This window comes from Luteibacter sp. RCC_6_2 (assembly GCF_041360655.1).
Lineage (GTDB): Bacteria > Pseudomonadota > Gammaproteobacteria > Xanthomonadales > Rhodanobacteraceae > Luteibacter.
This window is the reverse complement of sequence record NZ_JBFUPQ010000001.1, coordinates 50,590-75,424: the sequence shown is the minus strand read 5'-3', so window position 1 is coordinate 75,424 and position 24,835 is coordinate 50,590. Positions and strand designations below refer to the sequence as shown.

The 24,835-nt window shown below is 65.4% G+C and carries 20 protein-coding genes; 9 read left to right on the top strand and 11 right to left on the bottom strand.

Features of this window, described 5'->3' with window-relative positions:
- Positions 1–51: 51 nt before the first annotated feature.
- A complete protein-coding gene (locus AB6730_RS00345) occupies positions 52–2,778 on the top strand; it encodes a TonB-dependent receptor (RefSeq protein ID WP_371021675.1) in 2,727 nt (908 codons plus the stop codon).
- 26 nt (positions 2,779–2,804) lie between these two features.
- A complete protein-coding gene (locus AB6730_RS00340; RefSeq protein ID WP_371021674.1) occupies positions 2,805–4,019 on the top strand; it encodes a histidine-type phosphatase in 1,215 nt (404 codons plus the stop codon).
- Positions 4,020–4,032: 13 nt separating this feature from the next.
- On the opposite strand, the gene AB6730_RS00335 is transcribed toward AB6730_RS00340, so the two are convergent.
- Positions 4,033–5,238 (bottom strand): serine hydrolase domain-containing protein, encoded by a 1,206-nt coding sequence (locus AB6730_RS00335; protein WP_371021673.1) that lies wholly within the window; start codon positions 5,236–5,238, stop codon positions 4,033–4,035.
- 135 nt (positions 5,239–5,373) lie between these two features.
- On the opposite strand from AB6730_RS00335, the gene AB6730_RS00330 reads away from it, so the two are divergent.
- The gene (locus AB6730_RS00330) at positions 5,374–6,126 is read left to right on the top strand and encodes a 4'-phosphopantetheinyl transferase (protein ID WP_371021672.1); all 753 of its coding nucleotides are present in this window, start codon (positions 5,374–5,376) and stop codon (positions 6,124–6,126) included.
- A gap of 74 nt (positions 6,127–6,200) precedes the next feature.
- Entirely contained in the window at positions 6,201–8,114 is a 1,914-nt protein-coding gene (locus tag AB6730_RS00325) for a glycoside hydrolase family 76 protein (protein ID WP_371021671.1), read from the top strand.
- A gap of 206 nt (positions 8,115–8,320) precedes the next feature.
- Here the strand turns inward: AB6730_RS00325 and arsC are convergent, their stop codons facing one another.
- Together arsC and arsH are read right to left on the bottom strand one after the other, a co-directional pair.
- Complete coding sequence (gene arsC / locus AB6730_RS00320) at positions 8,321–8,719, bottom strand: arsenate reductase (glutaredoxin) (protein ID WP_371021670.1); 399 nt, start codon at positions 8,717–8,719, stop codon at positions 8,321–8,323.
- A gap of 2 nt (positions 8,720–8,721) precedes the next feature.
- Positions 8,722–9,429: an arsenical resistance protein ArsH gene (arsH, locus tag AB6730_RS00315; protein WP_371021669.1), complete on the bottom strand. Its 708-nt coding sequence runs from the start codon at positions 9,427–9,429 to the stop codon at positions 8,722–8,724.
- Positions 9,430–9,501: 72 nt separating this feature from the next.
- Between arsH and AB6730_RS00310 the strand changes: the two genes are divergently transcribed.
- Both AB6730_RS00310 and AB6730_RS00305 read left to right on the top strand, forming a co-directional pair.
- On the top strand, positions 9,502–10,788 hold the full coding sequence (locus AB6730_RS00310; RefSeq protein ID WP_371021668.1) for an arsenic transporter: 1,287 nt from the start codon (positions 9,502–9,504) through the stop codon (positions 10,786–10,788).
- Between the two features lie 31 nt (positions 10,789–10,819).
- Positions 10,820–11,173, top strand: a complete 354-nt coding sequence (locus AB6730_RS00305) for an ArsR/SmtB family transcription factor (RefSeq protein WP_371021667.1) — start codon at positions 10,820–10,822, stop codon at positions 11,171–11,173.
- A gap of 17 nt (positions 11,174–11,190) precedes the next feature.
- Here AB6730_RS00305 and AB6730_RS00300 read toward each other — a convergent pair whose 3' ends face one another.
- Genes AB6730_RS00300 through AB6730_RS00285 form a run of 4 tightly spaced genes read right to left on the bottom strand, consistent with a single transcriptional unit; the run spans position 11,191 to position 16,407 of the window.
- Positions 11,191–12,015 carry an SMP-30/gluconolactonase/LRE family protein gene (locus AB6730_RS00300; RefSeq protein WP_371021666.1) on the bottom strand — a complete coding sequence of 275 codons (825 nt, stop codon included), beginning with the start codon at positions 12,013–12,015 and terminating at the stop codon, positions 11,191–11,193.
- The gene (locus AB6730_RS00295; RefSeq protein ID WP_371021665.1) at positions 12,012–12,932 is read right to left on the bottom strand and encodes a 2-dehydro-3-deoxygalactonokinase; all 921 of its coding nucleotides are present in this window, start codon (positions 12,930–12,932) and stop codon (positions 12,012–12,014) included. Before AB6730_RS00295 ends, AB6730_RS00300 begins: the two co-directional genes overlap by 4 nt.
- Positions 12,933–12,941: 9 nt before the next feature.
- Entirely contained in the window at positions 12,942–13,682 is a 741-nt protein-coding gene (locus AB6730_RS00290) for an SDR family NAD(P)-dependent oxidoreductase (protein WP_371021664.1), read from the bottom strand.
- A gap of 34 nt (positions 13,683–13,716) precedes the next feature.
- Entirely contained in the window at positions 13,717–16,407 is a 2,691-nt protein-coding gene (locus tag AB6730_RS00285; protein ID WP_371021663.1) for a TonB-dependent receptor, read from the bottom strand.
- Positions 16,408–16,613: 206 nt separating this feature from the next.
- On the opposite strand from AB6730_RS00285, the gene AB6730_RS00280 reads away from it, so the two are divergent.
- Positions 16,614–17,546 (top strand): dihydrodipicolinate synthase family protein, encoded by a 933-nt coding sequence (locus tag AB6730_RS00280; protein ID WP_371021662.1) that lies wholly within the window; start codon positions 16,614–16,616, stop codon positions 17,544–17,546.
- Positions 17,543–18,715 carry a mandelate racemase/muconate lactonizing enzyme family protein gene (locus AB6730_RS00275; RefSeq protein WP_371021661.1) on the top strand — a complete coding sequence of 391 codons (1,173 nt, stop codon included), beginning with the start codon at positions 17,543–17,545 and terminating at the stop codon, positions 18,713–18,715. The genes AB6730_RS00280 and AB6730_RS00275 overlap by 4 nt, the downstream gene beginning before the upstream one ends.
- Here AB6730_RS00275 and AB6730_RS00270 read toward each other — a convergent pair.
- The 4 genes from AB6730_RS00270 to AB6730_RS00255 form a co-directional block, all read right to left on the bottom strand.
- Positions 18,709–19,962 (bottom strand): MFS transporter, encoded by a 1,254-nt coding sequence (locus tag AB6730_RS00270; protein ID WP_371021660.1) that lies wholly within the window; start codon positions 19,960–19,962, stop codon positions 18,709–18,711. The genes AB6730_RS00275 and AB6730_RS00270 overlap by 7 nt on opposite strands.
- A gap of 76 nt (positions 19,963–20,038) precedes the next feature.
- Positions 20,039–20,758 carry an IclR family transcriptional regulator gene (locus tag AB6730_RS00265; protein WP_371021659.1) on the bottom strand — a complete coding sequence of 240 codons (720 nt, stop codon included), beginning with the start codon at positions 20,756–20,758 and terminating at the stop codon, positions 20,039–20,041.
- Between the two features lie 88 nt (positions 20,759–20,846).
- Entirely contained in the window at positions 20,847–22,043 is a 1,197-nt protein-coding gene (locus AB6730_RS00260) for a multidrug effflux MFS transporter (protein ID WP_371021658.1), read from the bottom strand.
- A gap of 43 nt (positions 22,044–22,086) precedes the next feature.
- Positions 22,087–23,622, bottom strand: coding sequence for a cation:proton antiporter (locus tag AB6730_RS00255; protein ID WP_371021657.1), 1,536 nt, complete (start codon positions 23,620–23,622; stop codon positions 22,087–22,089).
- 166 nt (positions 23,623–23,788) lie between these two features.
- Here AB6730_RS00255 and AB6730_RS00250 point away from each other — a divergent pair, with 166 nt between their 5' ends.
- On the top strand, positions 23,789–24,784 hold the full coding sequence (locus tag AB6730_RS00250; protein ID WP_371021656.1) for an aldo/keto reductase: 996 nt from the start codon (positions 23,789–23,791) through the stop codon (positions 24,782–24,784).
- The last annotated feature ends 51 nt before the right edge of the window (positions 24,785–24,835 follow it).

Below are 24,835 nucleotides of genomic sequence, written 5' to 3'. Positions count from 1 at the left end.
TGACCGGGCCACCGCGGTGACCCGGCCCTCTCTTGCACCCCCAAGGTCCCCATGCGCAAGCCCCTCCCCCACGCCCTGCTCTCACTCTCCATCGCCCTGGCGCTCTGCCACACGACAGCGGCGCACGCGGACGACATCGACGCGACGACCGACAAGAAAGTCACGGCATTGAGCGGCATGAACGTCGATGCCCAGGTGCCCGCGGCCGGCACCGTGGACGAACAACGGCTGTCTGCCGGCGTGACCACGGTCATGAGCAAGCAGGAGATCGACGCCGTACCCACGGCGAATATCGCCGACGTGCTGTCGCATTTGCCCGGTCTCTCCGCGTATAGCGACATGCACCTCGGCCAGGCCGCCACGGGCGAAAGCGAGTACGTCACCATTCGTGGCCTGGACTCGAGCTATAACGCATACACCCTCAATGGTTTCGCCTTGCCTGAAACCGACTCGTCGACGCGCGCCATCTCCCTCAACATGCTCGCCCCCTTCGGCATCCAGTCGGTCAAGGTATCGAAGACGCCCACGCCGGACATGCCGGGCGACTCCATCGGTGGCGCGATCGACATGCGCACGCCCACGGCCTTCGACTTCGCCGGCGACACCTACGCGAAGTCGACCGTCCAGGGCAGGATGAACGACCTTGCCGAGCATCGTGGCGTTCCCGACAAGGGCGGCGTGTTCCAGCAGGAAGTCGCGCACCGGTTCGGAGCGTCGAAGCAATTCGGCATCTATGCCGCCGGCTACTACGGCAAGTACGACAACGCGGCCGAAGCGGTGGCGCCCAACTCCCAATACACGCCGATCGATCCGGTGCAGGCCAAGGCGACCGATCTATCGCAAGCCGGCGCGTTACAGAGTTCGCAGTACAAGTACAGCGTGTACACCAACCGTATCAAGCGATACGGTGGCAACGTCTCGCTCGACTGGAACGGTGAAACCACTTCGCTCTTCGCACGCGCGCTCTATGGCGCCTATGACGTGCAGGGCGAACAGAACCAGATGTCGGCACGTAACCAGGGCACGACCCAGGTACTGCGCGGCGGGTACTTCAATACGCGTGACATCAAGGAAAAGACCGCGACCCTTCAACTGGGTGGCAGCAGCGCCGTGGATGCGCTCACGCTGGATTACGGCACCTCGTACGGCGCCGGCTTTCGCAATGTTCCGGACCATGTGGAGGCGAGCCTCTACGGTGCGCAAAGCCCCGGGCAATTCCAGTTCGACCTGGGCAATCCCACGTTTCCGAGCCTCGCCGGAACCCCAGCTGCGCTGCGAAACTATGTCTATAACCTGGCGACGGACAGCTTCTGGAAGACCCAGGGCGGCGATGCCGGCAGCAAGGACACGCGCATCAATGCCCATGTCGACGGCACCTATGCGTTCTCCGGCGCGGCGATCGAGAACCTGAAGTTCGGCCTGGCCGCGGATACCTCCAAGCGAAACGCGTACGACCATCCGTTCACCCATGACGATAACAACTTCGTCTATGGCGGCCCGTTCTTCGGCGGCCCGAATTATTCGTCCTCCGCACCCGGCGGCCCCTCGCTCGCCGATCTACCGGGACGCCTCGTCACCCGTCCTTTCGGGGGCCGTTACGCGGGTCCGTTCAAGCTGATCGACCGGCAATGGGTGCTCGACCAGGCCGTGCCATACAAGTACCTGGACGATCCGAACGGGGCCGGCAATTACGCCGCCAACGACTACAACGCCAACACCACGTCCAGCCGCGAGAACATCTTCGCCGGTTACCTGATGGCGACGTTCCGAGTGCAAGACCTCACCGTGACGCCGGGCGTCCGTTACGAGCTGACCGATTATTCGTCCACCGCGTGGCGCTCCAACGGCGATGACGCGACCGGCGCCTTCGTCGGCCAGGGGCGCCGTTATGGCGAACTGCTGCCGGGCATCAACCTCAACTACCGTCCCGACGAATTGACCGTCTATCGTGCGTCGTTGCGGCGCAGCTTCAGCCGTCCGGCGTTCGGCCTGATCTCGGGCCAGACCACCTATTCCATCGACGACATCAGCGGGCAGGTGGTGGGAATCTCCAAGCCCAACCCGGACCTGCGCCCCACCACGGCCGACAATCTCGATCTCTCCGCCGAGTTCTACGACAGGAGCGGCGGCTTGCTCACCGCCTCGGCGTACTACAAGCGGTTGAGCGATTTCATCTATACCTCGCAGTCGTCCACCGGCAACGACAGCACGCTGGGCAGCAACGTGCCCACCGGCACGGTGGTGACGGGCGGCGTGCCCGTGAGCATGCCGGAGAACGGTGGCGACGCGAAGATCTACGGCCTGGAAGTGGCGTTGCGCAAGCAATTCGTCACCCTGCCCGGCCTCTGGAGCCATGTCGGCGTGGCCGGCAACGCGACCGTCCAGCACAGCTCCGCACAGAGCGGACGCGAGGATCATCCGGGCAAGACCTGGCTGCCCCGCGCGCCGGAACGCATGTACAACGCCGACCTTTTCTATCACGACGACCGGCTGCATGCCGACCTGATCTACAACTATACGGGCCTGCAACTGATCGGCTTGAACGGCAACGGCCTGGACTACTACCTGCAACCGATGAAGACGCTCGACTTCTCGGCCACCTATGACCTGCCCTATGGCATCGGCGTCGGCATCTCGGTGAAGAACCTGCTCGACCACGCCACCTTCCACGAAACCTCCGGCAAGTCCAAGCGCTATCTGGCGTACGATCCGGGTGCCGATGGGGCGTATGTCGAAACGGGCCGCGTGTACATGGTCAACATGAGCTACACGTTCTGATGGTTCTCCGCCGGATACGCCATGTCATGGTGGTGTTGGCGTTCGTCGCCATATCGCCACCGGCATTCGCCGCCGATGACATGGCGTTGGAGCAGGTCGTCCTGGTCTACCGGCATGGCGTCCGTTCGCCACTCCCCGGCGAGATCCAGGTCGACGAGGTGCACGGCCGGGCATGGCCGGCGTGGCCCGTACCGCCTTCGATCCTTACGTCCCATGGGCGGGAAGGCGTGATGGCGATGGGGCGCTTCGATCGCCAGTGGTTGTCCGGCGCCGGCCTGTTTCCGTCCCGGGGCTGCCCCGTGGCCGGTAGCGTCGGCATCTGGGCCAACACCGACCAGCGGACCATCGCCAGCGCGCAGGCTCTGGCGGACGCGTTCGCGCCAGGTTGCGGTTTGAAGGTGGGGCATCTGCCCCAAGGCGCCGCCGATCCGGTATTCAATCCCGTGGCCTCGAACGCGGTCGAGTGGGACGGCCATGCGGCCCTCGCCACGATACAGCGCGAAACGAAAGGACCGGATGCCCTCACCGCCCAACATCGCGATGCGATGTCCGCCTTCGGTCGCGTCATGGGCTGCGTCGCGGGCGACTCGCAACCCGCCTGCGTTCCAGCGGCATGGCATGGGACGTTGGCAATGGGCGCCGACGGCAAAGGCATCGCGCTGGCCGGTCCCATCGCCGACACCTCCGGTACGTCGGAAGCCATCATCATGGCTTACCTCGAAGGAAAGCCGATGGCCGACGTCGGTTGGGGACGCGTCGACGCGGCCACCTTCCGCCTCCTGTCGCAACTGCACTCCCTGCTCTTCGACGTGCATGCCCGGCCGTCATACGTGGCCGACCGTGTCGCTGCCGTCCTGTCTGGCCGCATCCTCGCCATCCTCGACGATCCGCAAGCACCGCGGTTGAACGTGTTCGTCGGCAGCGACAACAACATCGTCGCACTGGCGAGCGTGCTGGGCATGCACTTCGAGATGTCGGGCTATGGCAAGGACGATCCGCCGGTGGGCGGCGCGCTCGGCATCACCGTGTGGCGTTCGCGCAGCGATGGTCATCGCATCGTCCGTGTGGTGTACCAGGCGCAGACGCCGGACCAGTTGCGTTACCTGAGACCACTGACGAAGGATGAGCCGCCAGCGCGGCAGGAGCTCGTTCCCGAGGCGTGCAAGGCCTCGCTGTCACATTGCGACCTCGACAAGGTGCTCGACGTGCTCCGCCGGTCCGCTGCGCACCGCCGCGGCTAACGAGTCCCGCGGACTACTCGGCCCGGGTCCGCTTCATCGCCTCCGCTTGCTTCCACAGGTCTTCGAACAACCCGGCGTAGTGCTTCATGCCATCGTTGTCCAACGAGGTATTGGTGAACAGCACGACGCCGATGTCGCCGGAGAGGCTGGCAAGCATATCGGTCTTCAGCCCCGGGTCCGTACCGCCATGGCCGATGCGGGTCATGTTGAACTTCGATTCCCAGAACAGCCCGGCATTCTTCTCGTCCAGCTTCACGTTGTCGGGCTTGTTCGATGCGTTGAACTGCAAGGTTCGCATGGCCTGGACGGAGCCTTCCTCGAGCACGCGCACGTCGCCCAGCTTTCCGTTGCCCAGGATCATCATGAAGAACTTCGACAGGTCGGCAACCGACGTCCGGACCCCGCCATCGGGATAGGTCGTTCCGCCGTAGAGCTCGATGGGGATGGCGAGGTCCATCTGGAAGACATACAGCCGCGCATGTTTCGACGGCTTCATCTCGGACAGGAACCACGCGGTATCGTCCATCTTCAGGGGAGCGAAGATACGACGCCGCGTATACCTGTTGAGCGGCTCGCCCACCGCCCGCTCGACGATGTATCCAGCCAGGCCCGCGCCAATGTTCGAGTATTCCCTGTACGTGCCCGGCTTGTGCTTGACGAAGTTGTCCTCCGCGTAATCCGTGCCGCCTTTGTCGAAGTAGTTCTTCAGGAAATCGCCCAGCTTTACCGGCGAATCGCCGCCGTAGTGATACGTGTTCTTGTACACGGGCCATCGGTCGCTGATGGACGAGGTATGCGTCGCGAGTTGCCGTAGCGTGATGGGTACCGTCGGGAAGTGCGGATTGACGACCTTGAACGGGAGGTAGGTGTTGATGTCCTCGTCCAGCGAGAGCTTCCACTCTTCCACCGCCAGCATCATGGCGGTGCCCGTGACCGTCTTGCTGATGGACCCGATGTTCATCACGGTGGCGGGTGTAAAGGGCGTCCCCCGCTCCCGGTCGGCATAGCCATAACCCTTCATCCATACCAGTTTCTTGTCGACGATGATCGCCGCCCCGACGCCGACCATGCCCGCGTCGGTCATCCGTTTCGTCACCATGGCGTCGAGCGCGGAAAGGTCCGGCGGCGAAGGCGGAGAGGTCTGTGCGCTGGCCGGCCACGGCGCCGACGAAATCCAACAGGCGATGGTCGCCGCCGCCAACCATTTTCCGAGATGCATCGCCCTTCCCCACGTCCACCCAGGTTCGACTAGATAGAAGCTTGGCCGGGCCGCCGTCAACGGTGTCATTGGTCATGGCGGGACGACCTCATGACCTGTGGACTATCCGTGCCGGCATGACATCATAGGAGCGCCATGTTGCCGCTGACGCCCTTGGGCCCTGCATTTTCCGCATCGCTTGCGCATGCGGCCTCGTGCGTGGGTGAGCGCTTCACCCTGCCGCTGCCTTCGGGAGGCATGGGCCACGGCATCTTGCTGCGCTACGACGCGGCAGCCTTCCATCCCGACCTTTTCGCCGAGAACGGCATCGCCATACCGGACTCCGTCGCACGCAGTGTCCTTAAACGGCAAGCCGATTTTTTCCATGGCCGGCTGGCCGCCCGGCTCGCCTTGCGCAGCCTGGGCGTCGACGGCGACACCGTCATCCGGATAGGCGACCAGCGTGAGCCCGTGTGGCCGGCCACGATCACCGGCAGCATCTCGCATACCACTGGTATCGCGGGTGCGGTGGTCGCGTCCTCCAGCGCGGTTCCCGGCATCGGATTGGACATCGAACACGTCGTCAGCGCCGATGCCGCGGTCGCATTGCGAGGCCCGGTCGTCGATGCGGACGAGCAGGCCGTGCTCGACACCTTGTTCGGGGACGATCCCCTTCTCGGCCTGACCATCGCCTTCTCGGCCAAGGAATCCCTTTACAAGGCCCTGTTCCCGCGCGTCGGCACCTTCTTCGACTTCGACGCCGCCGTCGTCCAGTACGTCGACACCGCCTCGCGTACCGTCCGGCTCATGCTCAGGACGCAGCTCGCCCCGGCGTTGCCCGCCGGCACCTGTCTCCAGGTCCGTTACGACCTCCTCTCCCCGCGCCTGGTCATGACGCATTTCGCTTGACCTGGTTATCAATTTCGAAGGGGCGGCTCTGTAACACTCCGGTCAGGGGGTAACCACGAGGAGCGCTTCCGACCATGAAATCGGTGATCGACACCGTACGCATACAACTCCGGACCTTGTTGGCCGCAGCCGCCTTTACGGCCATGGCCGCTTCTTCCGCCTCGGCCGTGACGACGCCACCCGCGAACGCGCGGGCCGACGGCTCCACGGCCGTCGCCCGGGCACGGGTGGCCGCGGACGTGCTGATGGGCTCGTACGACCCGGGAAAGGCATGGTTCCCGTCCAGCTGGTGGAACTCGGCGGTGGCCTTGCAGACCATCGGCGACTACATGCAGCGCACAGGGGACCGCCGCTATATCGGCCAACTGGATAACACCTTCGAGAAGGACAAGGGCGTGTTCCCGGCCGGCGTCTTGTCGGGCGATCCGCTGCTGGGCAACTTCACCAGCCGTGCCATCGACGACTCCGAATGGTGGGGCCTGACTTGGCTGCAAACCTATGACCTGACGCGCGATCCGAAGTACCTGGACATGGCGGTCACCATCGCCAACTACGTCAACGGTTACTGGGACACGAGCACGTGTGGCGGCGGCGTCTGGTGGGACGGCGAACGCACCTACAAGAACGCCGTCACCAATGGGTTATGGATACGGCTCACCGCCGAACTGCACAACCGCATCCCGGGCGACACGGCGTGGCTGGCCCGGTCGCGTACCGCCTGGGCGTGGTTCCAGGGTAGCGGCATGATCAACGCGGACGGCCTGGTCAACGACGGCCTGACCAACGCCTGCACCAACAACGGCCAGACCGTGTGGAGCTACAACCAGGGCCTGGCGATCGGCGCGGGACTGGAGCTGTGGCGCGCCACGAAAGACCCGCAGATCCTGGCCAGCGTGCGCCGACTGGCGGACGCCGCCATCGGCCCCGATGCGCTGGTTGTCGATGGCATCCTGACGGAACGTTGCGACGCCACCGACCAGACCTGCGACGACAACGGCAAGCAGTTCAAGGGCATCTTCATGCGCTACTGGACCGACCTCGTCGATACCACCCGCGATGCGCGCTATGCGGCGTTCGCCAGTCAGCAAGCGGAGAGCATCTGGGGCAACGACCGCGATGCGGCCGGACGACTCGGCACCCGCTGGTCCGGCGCCACCAGCGACGACCATCCCAACGTGTTCGACTGGCGCACCCAGGCCAGCGCGCTCAGTGCGCTGGTCGGCGTCATACCGATTCCGACACCCTCGGCATCGCTGGCGGCCACCCTCTCGCCGGCGCAACCGGTCGTCATGCCTGCCGCCTCGGATGCCACGATCCTACCCATCGACCTCGGGCTATCGGCGACGGGATTCTTCCCACTCACGACTCTCGTCTCCGTCGACGCACCTGCCGGATGGAGCGCTTCACCATCGGGCACCCTCGTGCGACTGCAGCCGCACGGCAACGCGAACCCCGTGGAAGCCAGCCGCGCGCTGCGGATCACGGTGCCGAGCTCGACACCCGATGGTCATCACAGGGTCACGGCCAACGTCATGGCGGCCGGCCTGCATTTCAGTACCCAGGCCGACGTGCTGATCGCCCACGCCATCGACTTCGATACGGGCACGGTCGACGAAAACCCGTGGCTGTTCGACGCCGACGGCTCGCAAAGCAACGGCGTACAGAACCGCTTCGCCGACGGCAATGCGCACTTCACCTATCGCTTCCCCTTCCCCGCCGACACCACCTCGGCACTGGTGGTCCTCACCATCGACGCCGAGTTCCTGGTGCAGGTCAGCAGCGACAACGAACACTGGACGACGGTATTACAAGAAGACCGTCCGATCACCGACGGGTCGAACAAGGCCGACCGCAGCATCGACCTGACTCCGTATCTGGCTACGGCAGCCGACGGCTCCAAGCCCGTATACCTCCGGGTATCGGACTCGTTCCCCAATGACGGATGGGGCGGCCGCGTCTACCACGTCAAGGCGAACATCGCCGAGTAACCCGAGCCACGTCTCCGCCTGCGATCACCCGCAGGCGGAGCGTTCCGCACTTCGGCCCCGATGAAAGCCGACAGCTCTAGTGAAAGCCGACCCTGTCGGCGAAGGGTGCTTGCCCCATCCTGCCCCACTGCCCCAATCCTGCCCGCTGCCGCGGAATCGCGGACCAGTCCGCTTCCCACCCGGTACCGGTATCCGGTGGGCTTTTGCTACACGCCGATAACTTCTCCATCCTCTTTGGTGAACGGCGTCGCCAGCGGTGGAATGATCTCCAGCACCACCTCGGATGGGCGGCACAAGCGCGTGCCGAGCTCCGTCACCACGAAAGGCCGGTTGATCAGGATCGGGTGGACGAGCATGGCGTCGAGGATGGCCTCGTCGCCCACGGCGGGATCGCCCAGGCCGAGCTCCGCGAACGGCGTCCCCTTCTGCCTTGCCGCCTCTCGCGGCGTAAGCCCCGCATCGGCGAACAGGCGCAACAGCGTGTCCCTGTCCGGCGGATTCTTCAGGTATTCGATGACGGTCGGTTCGATGCCGGCATGGCGCAAGACCGCCAGCGTGTTGCGCGACGTGCCGCAGGCGGGATTGTGGTAGATGGTGGCATGCATGGTCAGATCCTCGAAACGATGGCTTGCGCTGCCGCGGCAGCGCCCTTGCGCTCGCTGTAACGGTCGACAAGATACTCGCTGCGGCCGCGGACCATCAGCGTGAATTTCATCAGTTCCTCCATGACGTCGACCACGCGGTCGTAGAACGGCGATGGTTTCATCCGTCCCGCGTCGTCGAACTCCGTCCAGGCCTTGGCGACCGACGACTGGTTCGGGATGGTGACCATCCGCATCCACCGCCCGAGCACGCGCAGCGCGTTGACGACGTTGAACGACTGCGACCCTCCACAGACCTGCATGACCGCGAGGGTGCGGCCCTGCGTAGGGCGGACGCTGCCATCTTCCAGCGGCAGCCAGTCGATCTGGTTCTTGAAGACGCCAGTCATCGTGCCGTGCCGCTCGGGGCTGACCCACACCTGCCCTTCCGACCACAGCGACAAGGCGCGCAGTTCCTGCACCTTGGGATGCGTGGCGGGCACGCTGTCGAGGATCGGGAGTTCCGCCGGATCGAAGACGCGGGTCTCTGCACCGAGGTGGCGAAGGATGCGCTCCGCTTCGAGGGCTAGCTTCCGGCTGAAGGACTGCGGTCGCAACGACCCGTAGAGAAGCAGGATTCGCGGCGGGTGGCCGGCATCGCCTTCGACCGCCAATCGCCCCCACTCGGGATGCGGCAGGTCGCCGGTCAGGTGGGGAAGATCGACAGGGTGCACGGCAGCTCCATGGGTTGCGCGATGGTGACGATTCTATCATTCTAGAAATGTAGAAACAAAGTAAAGGCCCGCATGACCCTCGCGCTCACCCTTTTCGCCGCCACCCTCGTCCTCGTCATATGGCAGCCTCGTGGCCTCGGCATCGGCTGGAGCGCGCTTGCCGGGGCGGCCGCCGCGCTGTGCATGGGCGTGGTGCACCTCGCCGACATCCCGGTGGTCTGGCATATCGTCTGGAACGCCACAGCGACGTTCATCGCCGTCATCATCATCAGCCTGCTGCTGGACGAAGCCGGCTTTTTCGAATGGGCGGCCCTGCATGTCGCCCGATGGGGTGGCGGCCGAGGTCGTTACCTCTTCGCGCTCATCGTGCTTCTCGGTGCAGCCGTGTCGGCGTTGTTCGCCAATGATGGCGCCGCGCTCATCCTCACGCCAATCGTGATGGCCATGCTGGTGGCGCTGGGCTTCGGTCCGGCGGCGACGCTCGCCTTCGTCATGGCGGCGGGGTTCATTGCGGACACGGCGAGTCTCCCGCTCGTCGTGTCGAACCTGGTCAACATCGTCTCCGCCGACTACTTCAGGATCGGTTTCAATGCCTATGCCATCGTCATGGTCCCGGTGACCGTGATCGCCGTGGCGGCCACGCTGGGAGCGCTGCTTCTGTATTTCCGCGGCGACATCCCGCGTACCTACGATATCGCCTTGCTCAAGGCGCCACGCGAAGCGATTCGGGACCGCGCGACGTTCAACATCGGCTGGGGAGTGCTGGCCCTGTTGCTGGTGGGATTTTTCGGTCTGGAGCCGCTCGGGGTTCCGGTGAGCGCGGTGGCCGAGGCCGGCGCAATCGTGCTGTTCGTCGTGGCGGCGCGCGGGCGCCACATCGATACGCGGAAGGTGCTGCACGGCGCGCCCTGGCAGATCGTCCTCTTCTCGCTGGGGATGTACCTGGTCGTGTACGGATTGCGCAACGCCGGGTTCACGGCCTACCTCTCCGCCCTGCTCGACCGATTTGCCGAACATGGCGTCTGGGGCGCGGCTCTCGGCACCGGCTTCCTGAGCGCGATCCTGTCCTCGATGATGAACAACATGCCCACGGTGCTAGTGGGTGCCTTGTCCATCGACGGCACTACGGCGACGGGCGCGGTCAGGGAGGCCATGATTTATGCGAACGTCATCGGCAGTGACCTCGGCCCGAAGATCACTCCGATTGGCTCGCTCGCCACCCTGCTCTGGCTGCACGTGCTGGCACGCAAGGGAATGACGATCACCTGGGGCTATTACTGCAAGGTCGGGCTGGTGCTGACGCTACCGATCCTGTTGGTCACCCTCGCGACCCTCGCCTTGCGGCTGTCCGTGACGTGACGCCAAGCACCCTTTGTTACACTCATCCACCATGAAAACCGCCGACACCATCAAGGTGCTTTCCGCCCTCGCCCAGGAATCGCGACTGGCGATTTTCCGCTTGCTCGTGGAGCAAGGTCCGGAAGGCCTGCCGGTGGGCGCGATCGGCGAGCGCCTGGGCCTGGCCAATGCGACGCTGTCGTTTCACCTGAAGGAATTGCTGCACGCCGGCCTCGTCACCAGCCGCCAGAGCGGCCGTTTCATCTATTACGCGCCGGTGATATCGGCGATCGACGAACTGGTCGATTACCTGACCGAGAACTGCTGCGCGGGTAGTGGCGGCACGTGCGTCCCTGCTACGTCAGCGGGCGGACGTGCAACGACGAAGCGACGCTCAGGAGGTTAGCCCTGGGCCATCGAACGTCATGGGCTGACGCGGAACAGCCCACCCGAATCCGGATTCGCCTGCAACACGGCCTCGGACAGCCTCGCCCTCGATGACGATACATACGCATGGCCGTCCGACGCGAACGCGAGGCTGCCGACGTGCGGCGCGGGTATCGACACCATCTGTTCCACGGCCCCATTCCCGGCAAGCCGGACGATGCAGCCACCACCCCACATGGCGACCCATACCGCGCCATCCGGCGCGATCGTCATGCCGTCGGGCTTTCCCGGTACACCGAGGAAATCCGTCACCACGACGGGTTCCTGAAGAGTCGCGGCATCTCCCGATCGCGCATAGGCGAGCAAGGTACGGCTCAGCGTGTCGACTACCAGCAACGTCGCGCCGCCATCGGTAAAGGCCATGCCATTGGCGACGCCCAGGCCATCGGCGACCTGCATCACGGGCGCGTCCAGACGAGGGGCGTAGTAGAGGCCGCCCTTGCCCGACAGCAATCCACGATGCATCGAACCGACCCAGAGGCCGCCACACGCATCCACCGTCATGTCATTGAAGCGGCAACCGGGGCCAAGCGGCGCGGGAGGACCGGCGGTGATGGCCCCGGTCCGCACGTCGATCAGGCAGAAACCTTCTTCACCCGCACCTGCCCATGAGCCGTCAGGCAGCATGCCCAGCGACCATATCGGTATCGATAGCAGGGTATCGCGCAGGCTTCCGTCCACCGTCGACCAGCGCAGGAGGCGGCGATTGGGTGGATCGAGCATGAGCACATCGTGTCCGTCCATCCGCACGGATTCCCCGACGAGCGCCGCGGGATGCGCCACGAGACGAACCTTGCTCATGCCGGTGTTCCCCAGCTCGCCGCGTGCAGGGCGGCGAAGCCGCGTGCCGTCGCATCGGCGGCGTCGACGGTGACCGAACGTATTCCCCGGTCTCGTAGCGCTTCCGCATACAACGCGCAGACCGGTGCCGCACCCACCAGGGTGACGACGTCGTCGGCGACCGCCGGATAAAGCGCGAGGGCATCGGCGATTTCCGACCCGATCAACACGCCACGCAAATACGACGCCGCGTCGTCACGTGCGAGATCCTGCCGGATCACTTTCGCCCTGACTCCAAAAAGCTGCGTTCCGAGGCCGAGCAAACGGTCCGCACCGGCCCTGGCTCCCATCGTGAACGCGGTGCCGATGGCGGCGGGTGCCGCGACCACGGAGGCGAGCATGCCTGCCGCCGTGAGCCGGTCGAACATTTCCCCGGACATCGCCGTCATGAATTCCATGACACGGCCACCGGCGATGCGTACCCACTTGCCGTGCGTACCCGGCAGCGCCACGATGCCGTCGCGGGGCAACTTGCCTGCGCGGAGAAGACCGAACAGTTCCGTCTCCTCGCCGCGCATGATGTCCGGCGCGCCATCGCTCGCCCGGCGACAGGCCAGCCCCGGCACGATGTGCATCACGCGTCCGGCGATCGCTGCCTCATGCAGGTTTGTCGCCAGGCCGTCCAATCCGATCGGGCATTCGACATAGCCCGCATCGGCCCAGCCCACGTTCGAACCCACCATGCCGCACGCATATATCCGGTGCGCATCGGGCCAGCGCCGCAGCAAGCGCTCAATCTGCGCGATCATGCCCGGACGATCGAGCGAGGCGATGCCCGCCGGCTCGGCGAAGGCATCCCGGACGTCACCGGCATGGTCGAGAAGGTAAGCCCTGAAATTTGAGCTGCCCCAATTGATCGCTATGAAGTCGTTTTCCATCCGGTCCCCTCAGCGACGCGTCACGGACGCGCCGCCGTCGATCGGGAAGACGCCACCCGTAAGCCAGGCGCCACCCTCGCCCGCCAGGAACAGGACGAGCTCCGCCACGTCGTCCGGCGTCCCCAACCGGCCCAGAGGGTGGCGATCGATGTTTCGAAGGCGCGCGGCGGGCGGGTCGGATTCGCGAGCGAACGACGCCTGCAGCATCGGGGTATCGATCGATGCGGGAGCGACGGCATTGACCCGGACCTGCCATGGAGCGAACTCCAGCGCCGCCGTGCGCACCAGCGACTCCAGCGCCGCCTTGCTGGCCGCATAGGCGGCAAGGGTCGGCGTGGCGAAGCGCGCATTGATCGACGACGTCAGCACCACCGCTCCGCCACCGGCCGCGCGCATGCCGGGCACGCAGTGGCGGAAAAGGCGCACCGCCGACAACACGTTCACGTCGTAGGTTTCGAGATAGAGCGCATCGTCCGATTCGAGGATCGACCCCGGTGGACTGATCCCCGCGCAATGGACAAGGACAGTCGCCGGCCCATGCGCTGCGGCGGCGGTGTCTACCGCCTCGGACACGGCGCCGTCATTGCGCAGGTCGACGCTCAACGACAGCGCCACGTCCAGCGATGGCCCCAGGTCCATGCCCGTCACCACGGCTCCCTCGTCGCTCAACCGGCGAGCGACCGCCGCGCCTATCCCGCTTGCCGCCCCCGTCACGATCGCCGCGCGTCCCGCCCATGTCTTGCCGTTCAACCGCCCTCTCCCCCGTTGCGCATGCCGGTCGCCATCAGAAGCGCCAGGTCAGCGTGGCCATATAGTTACGGCCATATACCACGTTGGTGCGGAGCCCTTCGCGGCTCCCGTCATAGGTGCGTTGCTTGCTGTCGAGGAGATTGGTCGCCTGCAACTGCATCGACAGCTTGTCGGTGAAGTCATAGCTCACCGACGCCGCCAGGTCCTTGTAACGATCGTTGTAGATGCCGGTCGCCGCGGCGGACAGGCCCACCAGGTACTCGTCGCGCCAGTTATAGGCCACGCGGGCGCTGAAGGGGCCCGTTTCGTAATACAGGATGAGGTTGGCGTTGTTCTTCGACAGGCCCGGGAACGTCATCGAGGCGCCCGTCACGTCCTTGATCGGCGTGGTGGAATCGATATAGGTATAGGTGGCCACCATGCCGAACCCGTCGAACGGCGCAGGCAGGAAGGTGAACGGCACCTGGGCCAGCACTTCCGCCCCCTTCACCGTGGCCTGGTCGCCGTTGACCTTGCGGTTGATGAAGAAATTCACGCCGCCGTAATTCTCCGCGCTCTGCTGCTGCACGATGAAGGTCGAGATGTCCTTGTAGAACACGCCGGCGGAGAGCAGCCCGGAGTCGTTGTAGTAGTACTCCAGCGACAGGTCGTACTGGTCGGCCTTGAACGGCTTCAACGCGGGTGCGCCACCGCTGCCCGTGCCCGGCGTGATCTGCACGCCGTTGTCGAACACCGCGTTGTTGTTGAGCGAGACGCCGTTGTTGAGGTCTTCGGTGTTGGGGAAGGCCACCACGCGTGCCGCGCCGCCGCGCAACACCAGCTTGTCCGTGATCTCCCACTTGGCCACCGCCGAAGGCAGCCATTCGCGTTCCGTGCTGCGGTAGTCGGTGGGAATGGGAGCACCCGCGCCGGATAACAGGTTGCCCTTCGAATCAAGCTCGCGCTGCACGTAGCGTATGCCGATGTTGCCCGAGACCGGCATATTGCCGGCATCGAAGCCCCAATCCACTTTCGAATAGGCCTCGGTGAACTGCTCGTCGATGCTGAAGGTGCCGGCATACGCCAGCGAGTTGTTGCGGCCGTCCAGGCATTGCGCGTTCTGGCTGATCGACGGAAAGTCCGTGAAGGCCGAGCAACCGGTGAACACACTCCGATAGCTGCCGAGGAAGCTGCGTGGCAAGCCGTCGAACTCACCCTTCATGAAATCGTCGTTGCTGTAGACGCGAAGGAAGTCGCCCAGCGCGCTCGCCGGTATGCCGTTGGTGGGACGGATATCCGCGCGCAACGGGTCCTGCTCGCTCTTGACCTTCGTGAAGCGGGCACCGAAGGCCAGGGAGCGCCAATGGTCCGAATCGAAGTTCCATGTCCAGTCGGTACGCGCGGCGGGTGCGTCGGTCTTCGCCCGGTAGTCGTTGTCGAACAGGATCGACATGCGCATCTGCGAAGGATCGGTGAGGTTCACCCCGCCCACGTTGAAACTGCCGAAATCGCCGGAACGCAGGTCGTAGTCGATGACCGAGTTGATACCGGCCATGGGTTGGAGCCGCATGTAGTTCTGGTGGTACTCCGCCTTCGAGCGGTCGAAGGAGACCTCCGCCGAACCGTCGAGGCTGTCGCTTGCGTGGAAGCTGCCGCGCAGCGCCGTGGACCAGACATCGGCGTCGATGTCGGCTATCTCGGTATTGGCCTGGATGGGACTGGTGGAACGGCCGGCCACCAGGATGTCGTTCCGCGAGTACACGGCATTGCTCAGGCCGGCACTGGGATTGAAGGCCAGCCAATAGCGGTCGCGATCGGCGGTCTGTTTCGAATAGAAAGTGTCCGCCACGATCTCCACGCCCGGTGCCGGACGCCACTGCAGGATCGCGCTGACGCCCTTCTTCGTGCGGTCGTCGCTGATGTTCTGCGCACGCATGTCGGTGCTGCCGTAGCGCGTGATCGCCGGCGTCACCGAGTTGTCCTTGAACGACGCGTAGCCGGAGAAGGTGTCCAGACCCTGCTGAACGACCGTCTTCTTGCTGTACGTCGCCGCGATCATGGCGCCCAGCCGCTCGTCCTTGGTGCGGCCCGAAAGCAAGGCGAAGCCCTCGCCACCGCCCTTCTTGGCCAACTTGCTGTAGGTACCCGACACGCTGACGACGTTCTGGTCGCCATCCGCGTTCAGCGGCATGCGGGTTTCGATGTCGATGATGCCGCCGAGCGCGCCGGCCACCTGGTCCGCGCTGGCCAGCTTGGTCACGGAGAGCCGCGAAATGAGTTCGGACGGCACCAGCGTCAGCAGGCCATAAGTCGAACTGCCGAGCTGGTCGAGGCCATTGCCGCCTCGGCCGGTCGCGTCGAAGATCTCGCGGCCGTTGTACAGGTACACGTTCTGGCTGAGGCCACGCACGAGGATGCTGCTGCCCTCGCCCATGCCGCGCTCCAATTGCACGCCCGCCACGCGGCCCAGCGATTCGGCGACGTTCGTATCGGGGAGCTTGCCGATATCGTCGGCCACGATCGCATCGACGATCTGCGCGGAGTCGCGCTTGAGGTCGCGCGATTTCTCGAGGCTTTGGCGGATGCCTGAAACGGTGACGCCTTCGAGCGTGACGGGACCCTGGTTCTGTGGCGTCTGGTCTTGTGTCGTGCCGGCTGCACTGGTCGTTTGCGCAACGGCGGGAACGGAAGCGAGAAGCGCCTGTGCGATGAAGGTCGACAGGATGGTGCGGCGAGCAAGATGCATGGTGTTTCCTCCCCCGAGGCTCTCACGAATGGTGCTGGTTACCGCCGTCTGCCATCGCGTTTTTCGCTTGGCATGTTGTAACTATTATAGCAATATAGATGGCGTTGCAAGGGCAGCCGCACAAGGAAAAAGCTGCTGCAAAGCAACACGTTCCGCTCCTGGCGCAACGGCCACTCGCTATCCCATGCCTTCGAGGAATCCACGCAATGACGAACCTGGCCGGTGTCTTTCCGATCCTTCCGACGATCTTCACCGCGACGGGCGACGTCGATCTCCCCGGCACGCGCAACGTGCTCGAATACATCCTCGCCGCCGGTGCCGCCGGTGTCGTCTTTCCGGGCCTCGCCAGCGAGTACGACATGCTCTCCGTGGACGAGCGGTTCGAGATCACGGCCTGCCTGGGTGAGTGGATCGGCGGTCGCGCGCCTTTCGTCGTCGGTGCGAGCCATCCCGATGCGAACATCGCCGCACGCCTCGCCACCGCCGGCGCGGAGGCCGGCGCCGTCGCTTCGATGATCCTCACGCCACACGAGCATGCTGGCGATACCGAGGCCATGGCGCGTTATTTCAATGCCATCCATACCGCATCCGGTATTCCCATCATGTTGCAGAACGCACCCGCGCCGATGGGTGTGGGCCTCGCCGTCGCACAGGTCGCGGCCCTCGCCCGTGCCGTCGAGGGCATCCGTTACGTCAAGGAGGAAACCCAGCCCTCGGGGCATCGCATCACGGCGCTCGCCGCCGAGGCAGGCACGAGCGTGGACGCCGTCTTCGGCGGAGCCGGGGCACGCTACGTCATCGACGAATTGCAGCGTGGCGCCACCGGTACGATGCCGGCCTGCGAGGTGACCGAAGTCCACGTCGAGATGCTCGCCCGTCATGCTCGTGGCGATATCGACGGCGCGCGCGACCTCTTCGAACGTACGCTGCCCTTGCTGAGCATGCAGGCGGTGTTTCGCTGGCGGCTGACGAAGGCCGTGCTGCTGCGCCGGGGCTTGATCGGCAGCGACCATGTCCGCGCGCCTGGCCCCGCGCTCGATGCATGGGACCAACGAGAGCTCGACGCCCTGCTCGCCCGCATCGCGGACCTGCTGCCACTGGACGCCACCCCGGCCGACCGCGCGAGAATGTCCCCATGACCGCCACCGTCGCCAAGGTCGAAACCTTCATCGTCACCGTGCCGCGCGACACGCCGTACCTGGGGCCGCTGGGCCCGGGCGAGCGGGTCAACGCGCGCGGATACGTGGTTCGCAAGGGCAACGGGACGATCTACCCCTCGGTGGACCGGTCCCTCGCCGTTCGTATCACCTGCTCGGATGGCAGCGAAGGCTGGGGCGAGACGTACGGCATCTGCGCGCCACGGGCCACGGCGGAAATCATCGACGACCTGCTCGTGCCGGAACTGCTGGGGCGCGATCCGGAAGATGTCGAGCGTATCTGGGACGATCTCTACGGCCTGATGCGCGTCCGCGGTTGCTCGTCCGGTTTCCACGTCGATGCGATCACCGCGCTGGACATCGCGCTGTGGGACCTGCGCGCGCGCCGCCATGGCGTGCCGCTGTGGCGCATGCTCGGCGACCGGCAGCGGGAGCGCGTGACGGGGTACCTCTCCGGTCTTCCCGCCGCCACGCTGGAAGGCCGCGTGGAAATGGCCCGCCGCTTCCAGGCGCAAGGCCACGACGCATTCAAGATCCACGCGGTGGTGAGCAGCGAAGGCATCGCCGAGGAAGTCGCCGCGCTACGCGAGGCCCTGGGTGACGGCGCGCTGCTCATGGTCGACCTGCACTGGAAGTTCTCTCCGGAGGAAGCGCTCGCGCTCATCGAACACATGGCCGTGCACCGGCCCTATTTCGTCGAGGCGCCGGTGAAGCCGGAAGACGTGGACGGACTCGCATGGCTGGCGGAGCGCTCACCCACGCCGATCGCGGCCGGCGAGGAGTGGTACACCGAATACGAGGCTCGCCTGCGCCTGGGCCCGCACGCGGTCGCCTTCATCCAGCCCGAGATGGGCCATACCGGCATCACGCAGTTCCTTCGCATCAACCGGCTGGCCGAGGCCCGCGGTGTCGCCACGGCGCCCCATGCCACGATCGGCGCCGGCCTCTTCCTCGCCGCCAGCCTGCATGCGTCGGTGACGCTGCCGGGCCTGTGGCGGCACGAATGGCAACATTCGGTGTTCTCGCGATCGCTGGAACTGCTCGAAACCGACATGGGTTATGCCGACGGCAGCTACAGCCTGCCGACCGGGCCGGGACTCGGGGCCCGGCCGGGCAAGCGTTTCTGGGATCACGCCGAACGCGTTTACTGAGGCAACGCCGCGTCCGCGATCATCCGCGAGCGCGGCGCCAGTTTCACGCCCAGCCAGGCGACGCCGAAAGCCAGCGGATGCAATACCGACATGGCCACGAAGCTCACGTCGAACCGTCCGCTCGAAACCAGGCTGCCCACTACTTGTGCGGACAGCATGCCGCCCAGGGCGCTACCGGCACCGATGATGCCGAACACCGTGGCGATGTTGCGGCTGCCGTAGAGATCCACGACCAGCGTGCTGATGTTGATCTGGAACACGAGGTGGGCGAAGGCCACCGCCGAGCCGATGGCGAACAGAATGGGCAACGCGGGATGGAAGGTGGCGAAGATCCCAATGGGGGCCAGCGACGCGGCTCCCGCCATGGCGATCAGGCGGCTGCGTGCCGGTGCGATGCCTCGCTTGACCAGGGCACTGGAGATCGCGCCACCGCCCACGCTGCCGACGTCCGCCGCGAGATAGACCACCCAGGCCATCGAGGCGACGGCGGCGAGCGACATGCCCCGGACGTCGTTGAGGTACTTGGGGAACCAGAAGAGATAGAAGTACCAGACCGGATCAGCGACGGCGCGCGAAAGCACCAGCAACCACAACGTGCGGTCACGCAACAGCCGTCCCCACAGGACACCTTCGCCCGCCACGTCCGGCACCTTCACGGCACGCGCTTCGCGCGGATGGATCCACAACCACGCGGCCAGCCAGAGCAGCCCCGCCACGCCTGTCACGACGAACGCGGCACGCCAGCCGTAGATCATGGCGACACCGCCGATCAACGGCGGGGCCAGCGTCGCGCCCACCATCGCTCCCGCCGTGTAGATGCCGAATGCCAGCCCGCGTTCCGCCGGCGGGAAACGCTCCGACACCACCTTGGAACCGACGGTGTAATTGCCGGGTTCGCCGAGCCCCAGCGCGAAACGCGCGGCACCGAGTTCGAACGCACTGCGGGCCATGCCGGTCATGAGGTTGGCCACCGACCACCATGCCACGAAGAGCGCGAGCGCCATGCGGGAGCCGAGCCAGTCGGTGATCCTTCCGGCGAGGAGATAGGCGACGGTATAGGCGAGCAGGAAGGCCTGCACGATATGCGCGTAGGCTGCATCGGTGACGCCGAGGTCCACCTGGATGGTGGTGGCCAGGATCGAAAGCGCCTGTCGATCGAGGTAGTTGATGACCGTCGAAACGAAAAGGAGTGCCAGCAGCGCCCAGCGCAACCGCCCCGGCCGTGCGCCTCCCTCGTTTCCCGCCATGCCTGTACCCCCTACGACGACCGGGCGAACGTATTACTAAAATAGCAACAGGTCAATCTGCATCGCAGCGAAGGTATCAGGCGATTTCCAGCGCGGCGGCGCGCAACGCTTCGACCAGTTCGGCCGTGGCGGATTCGGGAATCCAGCCGGACATCGCCAGGCCCGCGACCACAGGCGCCCCGGTCGCCACGGCGACGATGTGATGATCGCGATCGTCGGCGACGTGCACACGCGCATAGCCCTGTGCCCGCGTCACCGCCAGCGTGGCAAGCAAGCTGTCGATGCCTTCCGGGAACATCGGAATCGCCCGGTCCGCATACAACTCGCGGACTTCCTCATCGGGCAACTGCGACAGGAGCACGATGCCGATGCCGCTGGTGGTCGCCGGAAGCACGCCGATACGCCCGAGGCCGCGCGCGGCTTCGATACCCGGTGGCGCATGGAACAGGTAGCTGACGCTATCGTTCCACAGCACGCCCATCGCCACGGTATGGCCGAAGCGGCGTAGCCGTTCCAGTTCCGGCAAGGCCCGGCGGATGAGTCCCGAGGCGAACAGGCTTTGCGCCGCCAACACGTGCATGCCCGGACCGGGGGCGTACTTGCGGTTCGAGGTCTGCCGCACGATGCCCATATAAGCGAGCGTCTTCAGCAGCCGGTTCACCCGGGTGGTATCGGCGCCGAGTTGCCGGGCGAGTTCACGGCAACCCACCGGCTCGGGCGCCGAAGCGAGCGCCTGCAACGTGAGAATGCCGTCGATCAGGCTCTGGTTGGGCTGGGCATTGGGCTTGGCGCGCATGGGTACAGATTAGCCGTACGGTATGTCGCTAGCTAGCGGCCAGCCGGCGCCAGCATGGATGGCACGCCTGCCTCGTTCATTCCGCTGGCTATGCCGTCGGCACGACCGTCCGGTAACGCAGCGTCACCCGTGCGAAAGTGAACGAGATCACGGCGCAGGCGGCGATGCCGGCGACCATGGGCAGCGACGTGCCGTCGATGAAGCGTCCCAGCAGCGCGATCACCAACGCGCCCGTGCCGAACTGCAGGGTTCCCATCAGCGCGGAGGCGGTACCGGCGATGGCGCCATGTTCCTCCAGCGCGATGACCGCCGAACTGGGGATGACCAGTCCGAGGAAGCCGTAGCCGATCACCAGCATCACCATCAGCACGGCGAGCTTGTCCACGCCTGCCGCGGTGATGGCCGCGAGCAGGACCATCGTCGCCGCGTAACCGACGACGGCCGTCTTCACCACCCGCTTCAAGCCGTAGCGGCTGCCCAGGCGGCCGGTGAACTGCGAGGCACCGATGAACGAAACAGCGTTCACCGAGAACGCCAGGCTGTACTGGGTCGGCGTCAGGCCGTAGTGGTTGATCAACACGAAGGACGAATTGGCGAGATAGGCGAAGAAACTCGACACGCCGAACGAACCGATGAAGACGACGCCGAGGAAGTGACGGTCACGCAGCAGCGTGGCGTACCCCGCCAATGCGGAGCCGACCGTGCTGTTCAAGCGCAGGTGGGCCGGCCGTGTCTCCTTGAGCACGGTGGAGACCATGATCAGTCCCAGGACGGCTGCACCGGTGACGACCCAGAACACGCCACGCCAGCTGGCCAGCTCGATCACCAGGCTGCCGGTCAGCGGAGCCAGGATCGGCGAGACGCTGAAGATCAGCATCAGCAGCGACATCAGTCGCGCGGCATCGTTACCGGTATGCATGTCGCGCACGATCGCCCGCGGAACGACCATGCCGGCACAGGCGCCCAGGCCCTGGATGAAGCGGCATACGATCAGCGTGTGGATATCCGGTGCCAGCGCGCAACCGATGCTGCCGAGCGCGAAGATGCACAAGCCGACGTAGATCGGACGCTTGCGTCCGAACATGTCCGACAACGGCCCGTAGATGAGCTGGCCCACGCCCATGGACATGAAGAACACCATCAGGCTGAGCTGGACGGTACCGACGTCGGCATGCAGGCTGGTACCGATCGACGGCAATGCCGGGAGATACATGTCGATCGCGAATGGCCCGATGGCCGACAAAAGGCCGAGGACGAGCGCCGCCTTGAAGAAACGGGAAGCCATGGGGGGAGTCCGGGGAGACGAATCCGCGAAGTGTACCCGGCGGCTAGACCGGACGCGAACTCAGTTCCAGCCAGTCGAGTTCCTGTTCGACGGCGCGATACGCTTCGTCGCCGATGCGTCCGCTGTCACGCAACTCATCGAGTGCCTGCCGCGTACATGGCATCAATTCCTGGCGCAGGACGTTCTCCCGGGAGTGCCTCGGGTCCCTTCCCTTCTCCACCGCTTCGAGCGCCGCCCGGTATTCGTGGCCGAGCCGCCGTGCGGCGTCGCTGGGATCGTTGTCGAGATGCGCGATGGCCGCCTTGAGTGTCGCGACGCGTGCGAGGGCGATCTCGCGCGCCACCTTGCCATCCTTGGGCAGGCGCAACAGCAGGAGCAACGGCTGCAGGGTCAGGCCTTGCACCAGGAGCGTACCCAGCACCACGGTGAACGCGGTCAGCAGGATGAAATCGCGCTGCGGGAAATCCCTGGGAATCGCCAGCGCCGCGGCCAGGGTGACGATGCCGCGCATGCCCGACCAGCCCACCATCAAGCCGCTCTTGAAGGTCTGCGCGCGGCTTTCGACGGAATCGTCACCTTGGCCTGCGCGCTGGGTCTGCCTCCGCGCGAATCCATAGAGCAGGACCCATGCCAGGCGCACGACGACGACCACCGCCAGGATCGCGAGGGCGGCGCCGAGCTGGCCCAGTTGGTCATGACCGCGGAGTCCCTCGATGATCGGCAACACGTGAAGGCCGATCAGCGTGAAGGCCATCACGTTGAGCACGAAGGTGATCGACTCCCACGTGGCGAACGACGGTATGCGAACGGAGGGAGGCATGGCTTCCGTGGAGCGGCGCGCGGCCGTGATGGCGAACACGACGATCGTCACCACGCCGGACAGGCCAAGGTGTTCGGCAAGCAGCCACACACCGAAGGTCGTGACGAACTGCACGATGATCGCGGCGGGAGCATCCGTCATCCGGACGGTGAGCAAGCCCGTCAGTTTCGCCAGCAGCCATCCGGCGACGACGCTGCCGACGACGACCAGGCCGAAGGCGGGAATCGCCTTCCCGACACTGAAACTTCCCGCCGCCACGGCACCGACCGCCAGCTTGTAGATCAGCAGTGACGACGCGTCGTTGAGCAGGCTCTCGCCTTCGAGGATGTTGCGGATGCGGTGAGGCGGTTCCACCTGGCGCAGCACGGCCAGGGCCGCCACCGCGTCGGGCGGTGCCAATAACGCCCCGAGCGCGACGGCGGCAGCCCATGGCATCTCGGGAACGAAGTAGCGGGCAGCGACAGCGACAGCAACGGTCGTCAGTCCGACGGCTACCATCACCAGCGAGAGGATCGGCGCCCAGTTCTCGCGCAGGTCACGCAACGACGCGTCGTGCGCCGCGTCGAGCAGGACGGGGGCGACGAAGAGCGCGAGGATCAACTTGGGCGGGAGATCCAGGCGCGGCATCCCCGGCAGGAACGCGACCAGTGCCCCACCGACGGCAAGGAGCGTCGGATAAGGCACGTTGATCCGCTGCGCGAGCATCGACAGGAGCGAAGCGCCGAGAAGCAGGCCCAGGATCGTCTCGAAGATCGGCATGCGCGTCCGCTGGTTCCGGAAGACGTGAACATATGACATGGACGATAGACCGGCAAGCGAGCCCATTCATGAATGAAAAGGATAAGAGCAAGCGCTTTATTGGGATTAATCGCAGAGACGCACCGCCGTACGATGGCTGGCTCAGCTAACCCGTGAGGAATCCCCGATGAAAAAGCGCAGCCTTGGTAAAAGCGGTCTCGACGTATCGGCCATCGGCTTCGGTTGCATGGGCCTCAACTCCAGCTACGGCCAAGCCCTCGGCAACGAGGCATCGATCCGGCTGGTCCGGGATGCCGTCGACCGCGGTGTCACCTTCTTCGACACCGCCGAAGTGTACGGTCCCTTCACGAACGAGGAGATCGTCGGCAAGGCGCTCGCACCGGTGCGCGACCGGGTGGTGATCGCCACGAAGTTCGGCTTCGCCATCGACCGCGCGACCGGTAAGCCGACCGGGCTGGACAGCCGGCCCGAACATATTCGCGAGGTCGCCGAGGCCTCGCTCGATCGCCTCGGCATCGAGACGATCGACCTTCTCTACCAGCACCGCGTGGACCCGAACGTTCCCATCGAGGACGTCGCGGGCGCCGTGAAGGATCTCATCCGGGAAGGAAAGGTCCGCCATTTCGGCCTGTCCGAAGCAGGCGCGCAGACCGTTCGCCGCGCGCACGCCGTGCAGCCGGTGACGGCCTTGCAGAATGAGTATTCACTGTGGACCCGCAGCGTCGAGACGAACGGCATCCTCGATGCCTGCGAGGAACTCGGCATCGGACTGGTGGCATACAGCCCGCTGGGCAGGGGATTCCTCACCGGCGCCATGAGCAAGGACACGACGTTCGGCGACGACGACTTCCGCAAGAACCTCCCTCGTTTCTCCCCGGAAGCGATGGCCGCCAACGAGGCCCTGGTGGACCTCCTGAAGACGTTGGCCGACGACCGGAACGCCACGCCGGCGCAGATCGCCCTCGCCTGGCTGTTGGCGAGGAAACCGTGGATCGTCCCCATTCCCGGCACCACCAAGCTGCATCGCCTGGAGGAGAACCTGGCGGCGGCGGACCTCGAACTCACCTTCGCCGACCTGGAGCGGATCGAAAAGGCCGCCGCGGCCATCGCCATCCAGGGCGAGCGCTATCCGCCCCACCTCATGGCCACCATCGGCCGTTGAAGCGAACGCCCCGCTGGTAGGATCGACAGGGACTCATGCGGGGCGTTCATG

Excerpts from the sequence above, each read along its gene's own strand:
- AB6730_RS00345 (WP_371021675.1), top strand. The coding sequence starts at position 52 with ATGCGCAAGCCCCTCCCCCACGCCCTGCTCTCACTCTCCATCGCCCTG.
- AB6730_RS00340 (WP_371021674.1), top strand. The coding sequence starts at position 2,805 with ATGGTGGTGTTGGCGTTCGTCGCCATATCGCCACCGGCATTCGCCGCC.
- AB6730_RS00335 (WP_371021673.1), bottom strand. The coding sequence starts at position 5,238 with ATGCATCTCGGAAAATGGTTGGCGGCGGCGACCATCGCCTGTTGGATT.
- AB6730_RS00330 (WP_371021672.1), top strand. The coding sequence starts at position 5,374 with ATGTTGCCGCTGACGCCCTTGGGCCCTGCATTTTCCGCATCGCTTGCG.
- AB6730_RS00325 (WP_371021671.1), top strand. The coding sequence starts at position 6,201 with ATGAAATCGGTGATCGACACCGTACGCATACAACTCCGGACCTTGTTG.
- arsC (WP_371021670.1), bottom strand. The coding sequence starts at position 8,719 with ATGCATGCCACCATCTACCACAATCCCGCCTGCGGCACGTCGCGCAAC.
- AB6730_RS00310 (WP_371021668.1), top strand. The coding sequence starts at position 9,502 with ATGACCCTCGCGCTCACCCTTTTCGCCGCCACCCTCGTCCTCGTCATA.
- AB6730_RS00305 (WP_371021667.1), top strand. The coding sequence starts at position 10,820 with ATGAAAACCGCCGACACCATCAAGGTGCTTTCCGCCCTCGCCCAGGAA.
- AB6730_RS00300 (WP_371021666.1), bottom strand. The coding sequence starts at position 12,015 with ATGAGCAAGGTTCGTCTCGTGGCGCATCCCGCGGCGCTCGTCGGGGAA.
- AB6730_RS00295 (WP_371021665.1), bottom strand. The coding sequence starts at position 12,932 with ATGGAAAACGACTTCATAGCGATCAATTGGGGCAGCTCAAATTTCAGG.
- AB6730_RS00285 (WP_371021663.1), bottom strand. The coding sequence starts at position 16,407 with ATGCATCTTGCTCGCCGCACCATCCTGTCGACCTTCATCGCACAGGCG.
- AB6730_RS00280 (WP_371021662.1), top strand. The coding sequence starts at position 16,614 with ATGACGAACCTGGCCGGTGTCTTTCCGATCCTTCCGACGATCTTCACC.
- AB6730_RS00275 (WP_371021661.1), top strand. The coding sequence starts at position 17,543 with ATGACCGCCACCGTCGCCAAGGTCGAAACCTTCATCGTCACCGTGCCG.
- AB6730_RS00270 (WP_371021660.1), bottom strand. The coding sequence starts at position 19,962 with ATGGCGGGAAACGAGGGAGGCGCACGGCCGGGGCGGTTGCGCTGGGCG.
- AB6730_RS00265 (WP_371021659.1), bottom strand. The coding sequence starts at position 20,758 with ATGCGCGCCAAGCCCAATGCCCAGCCCAACCAGAGCCTGATCGACGGC.
- AB6730_RS00260 (WP_371021658.1), bottom strand. The coding sequence starts at position 22,043 with ATGGCTTCCCGTTTCTTCAAGGCGGCGCTCGTCCTCGGCCTTTTGTCG.
- AB6730_RS00255 (WP_371021657.1), bottom strand. The coding sequence starts at position 23,622 with ATGCCGATCTTCGAGACGATCCTGGGCCTGCTTCTCGGCGCTTCGCTC.
- AB6730_RS00250 (WP_371021656.1), top strand. The coding sequence starts at position 23,789 with ATGAAAAAGCGCAGCCTTGGTAAAAGCGGTCTCGACGTATCGGCCATC.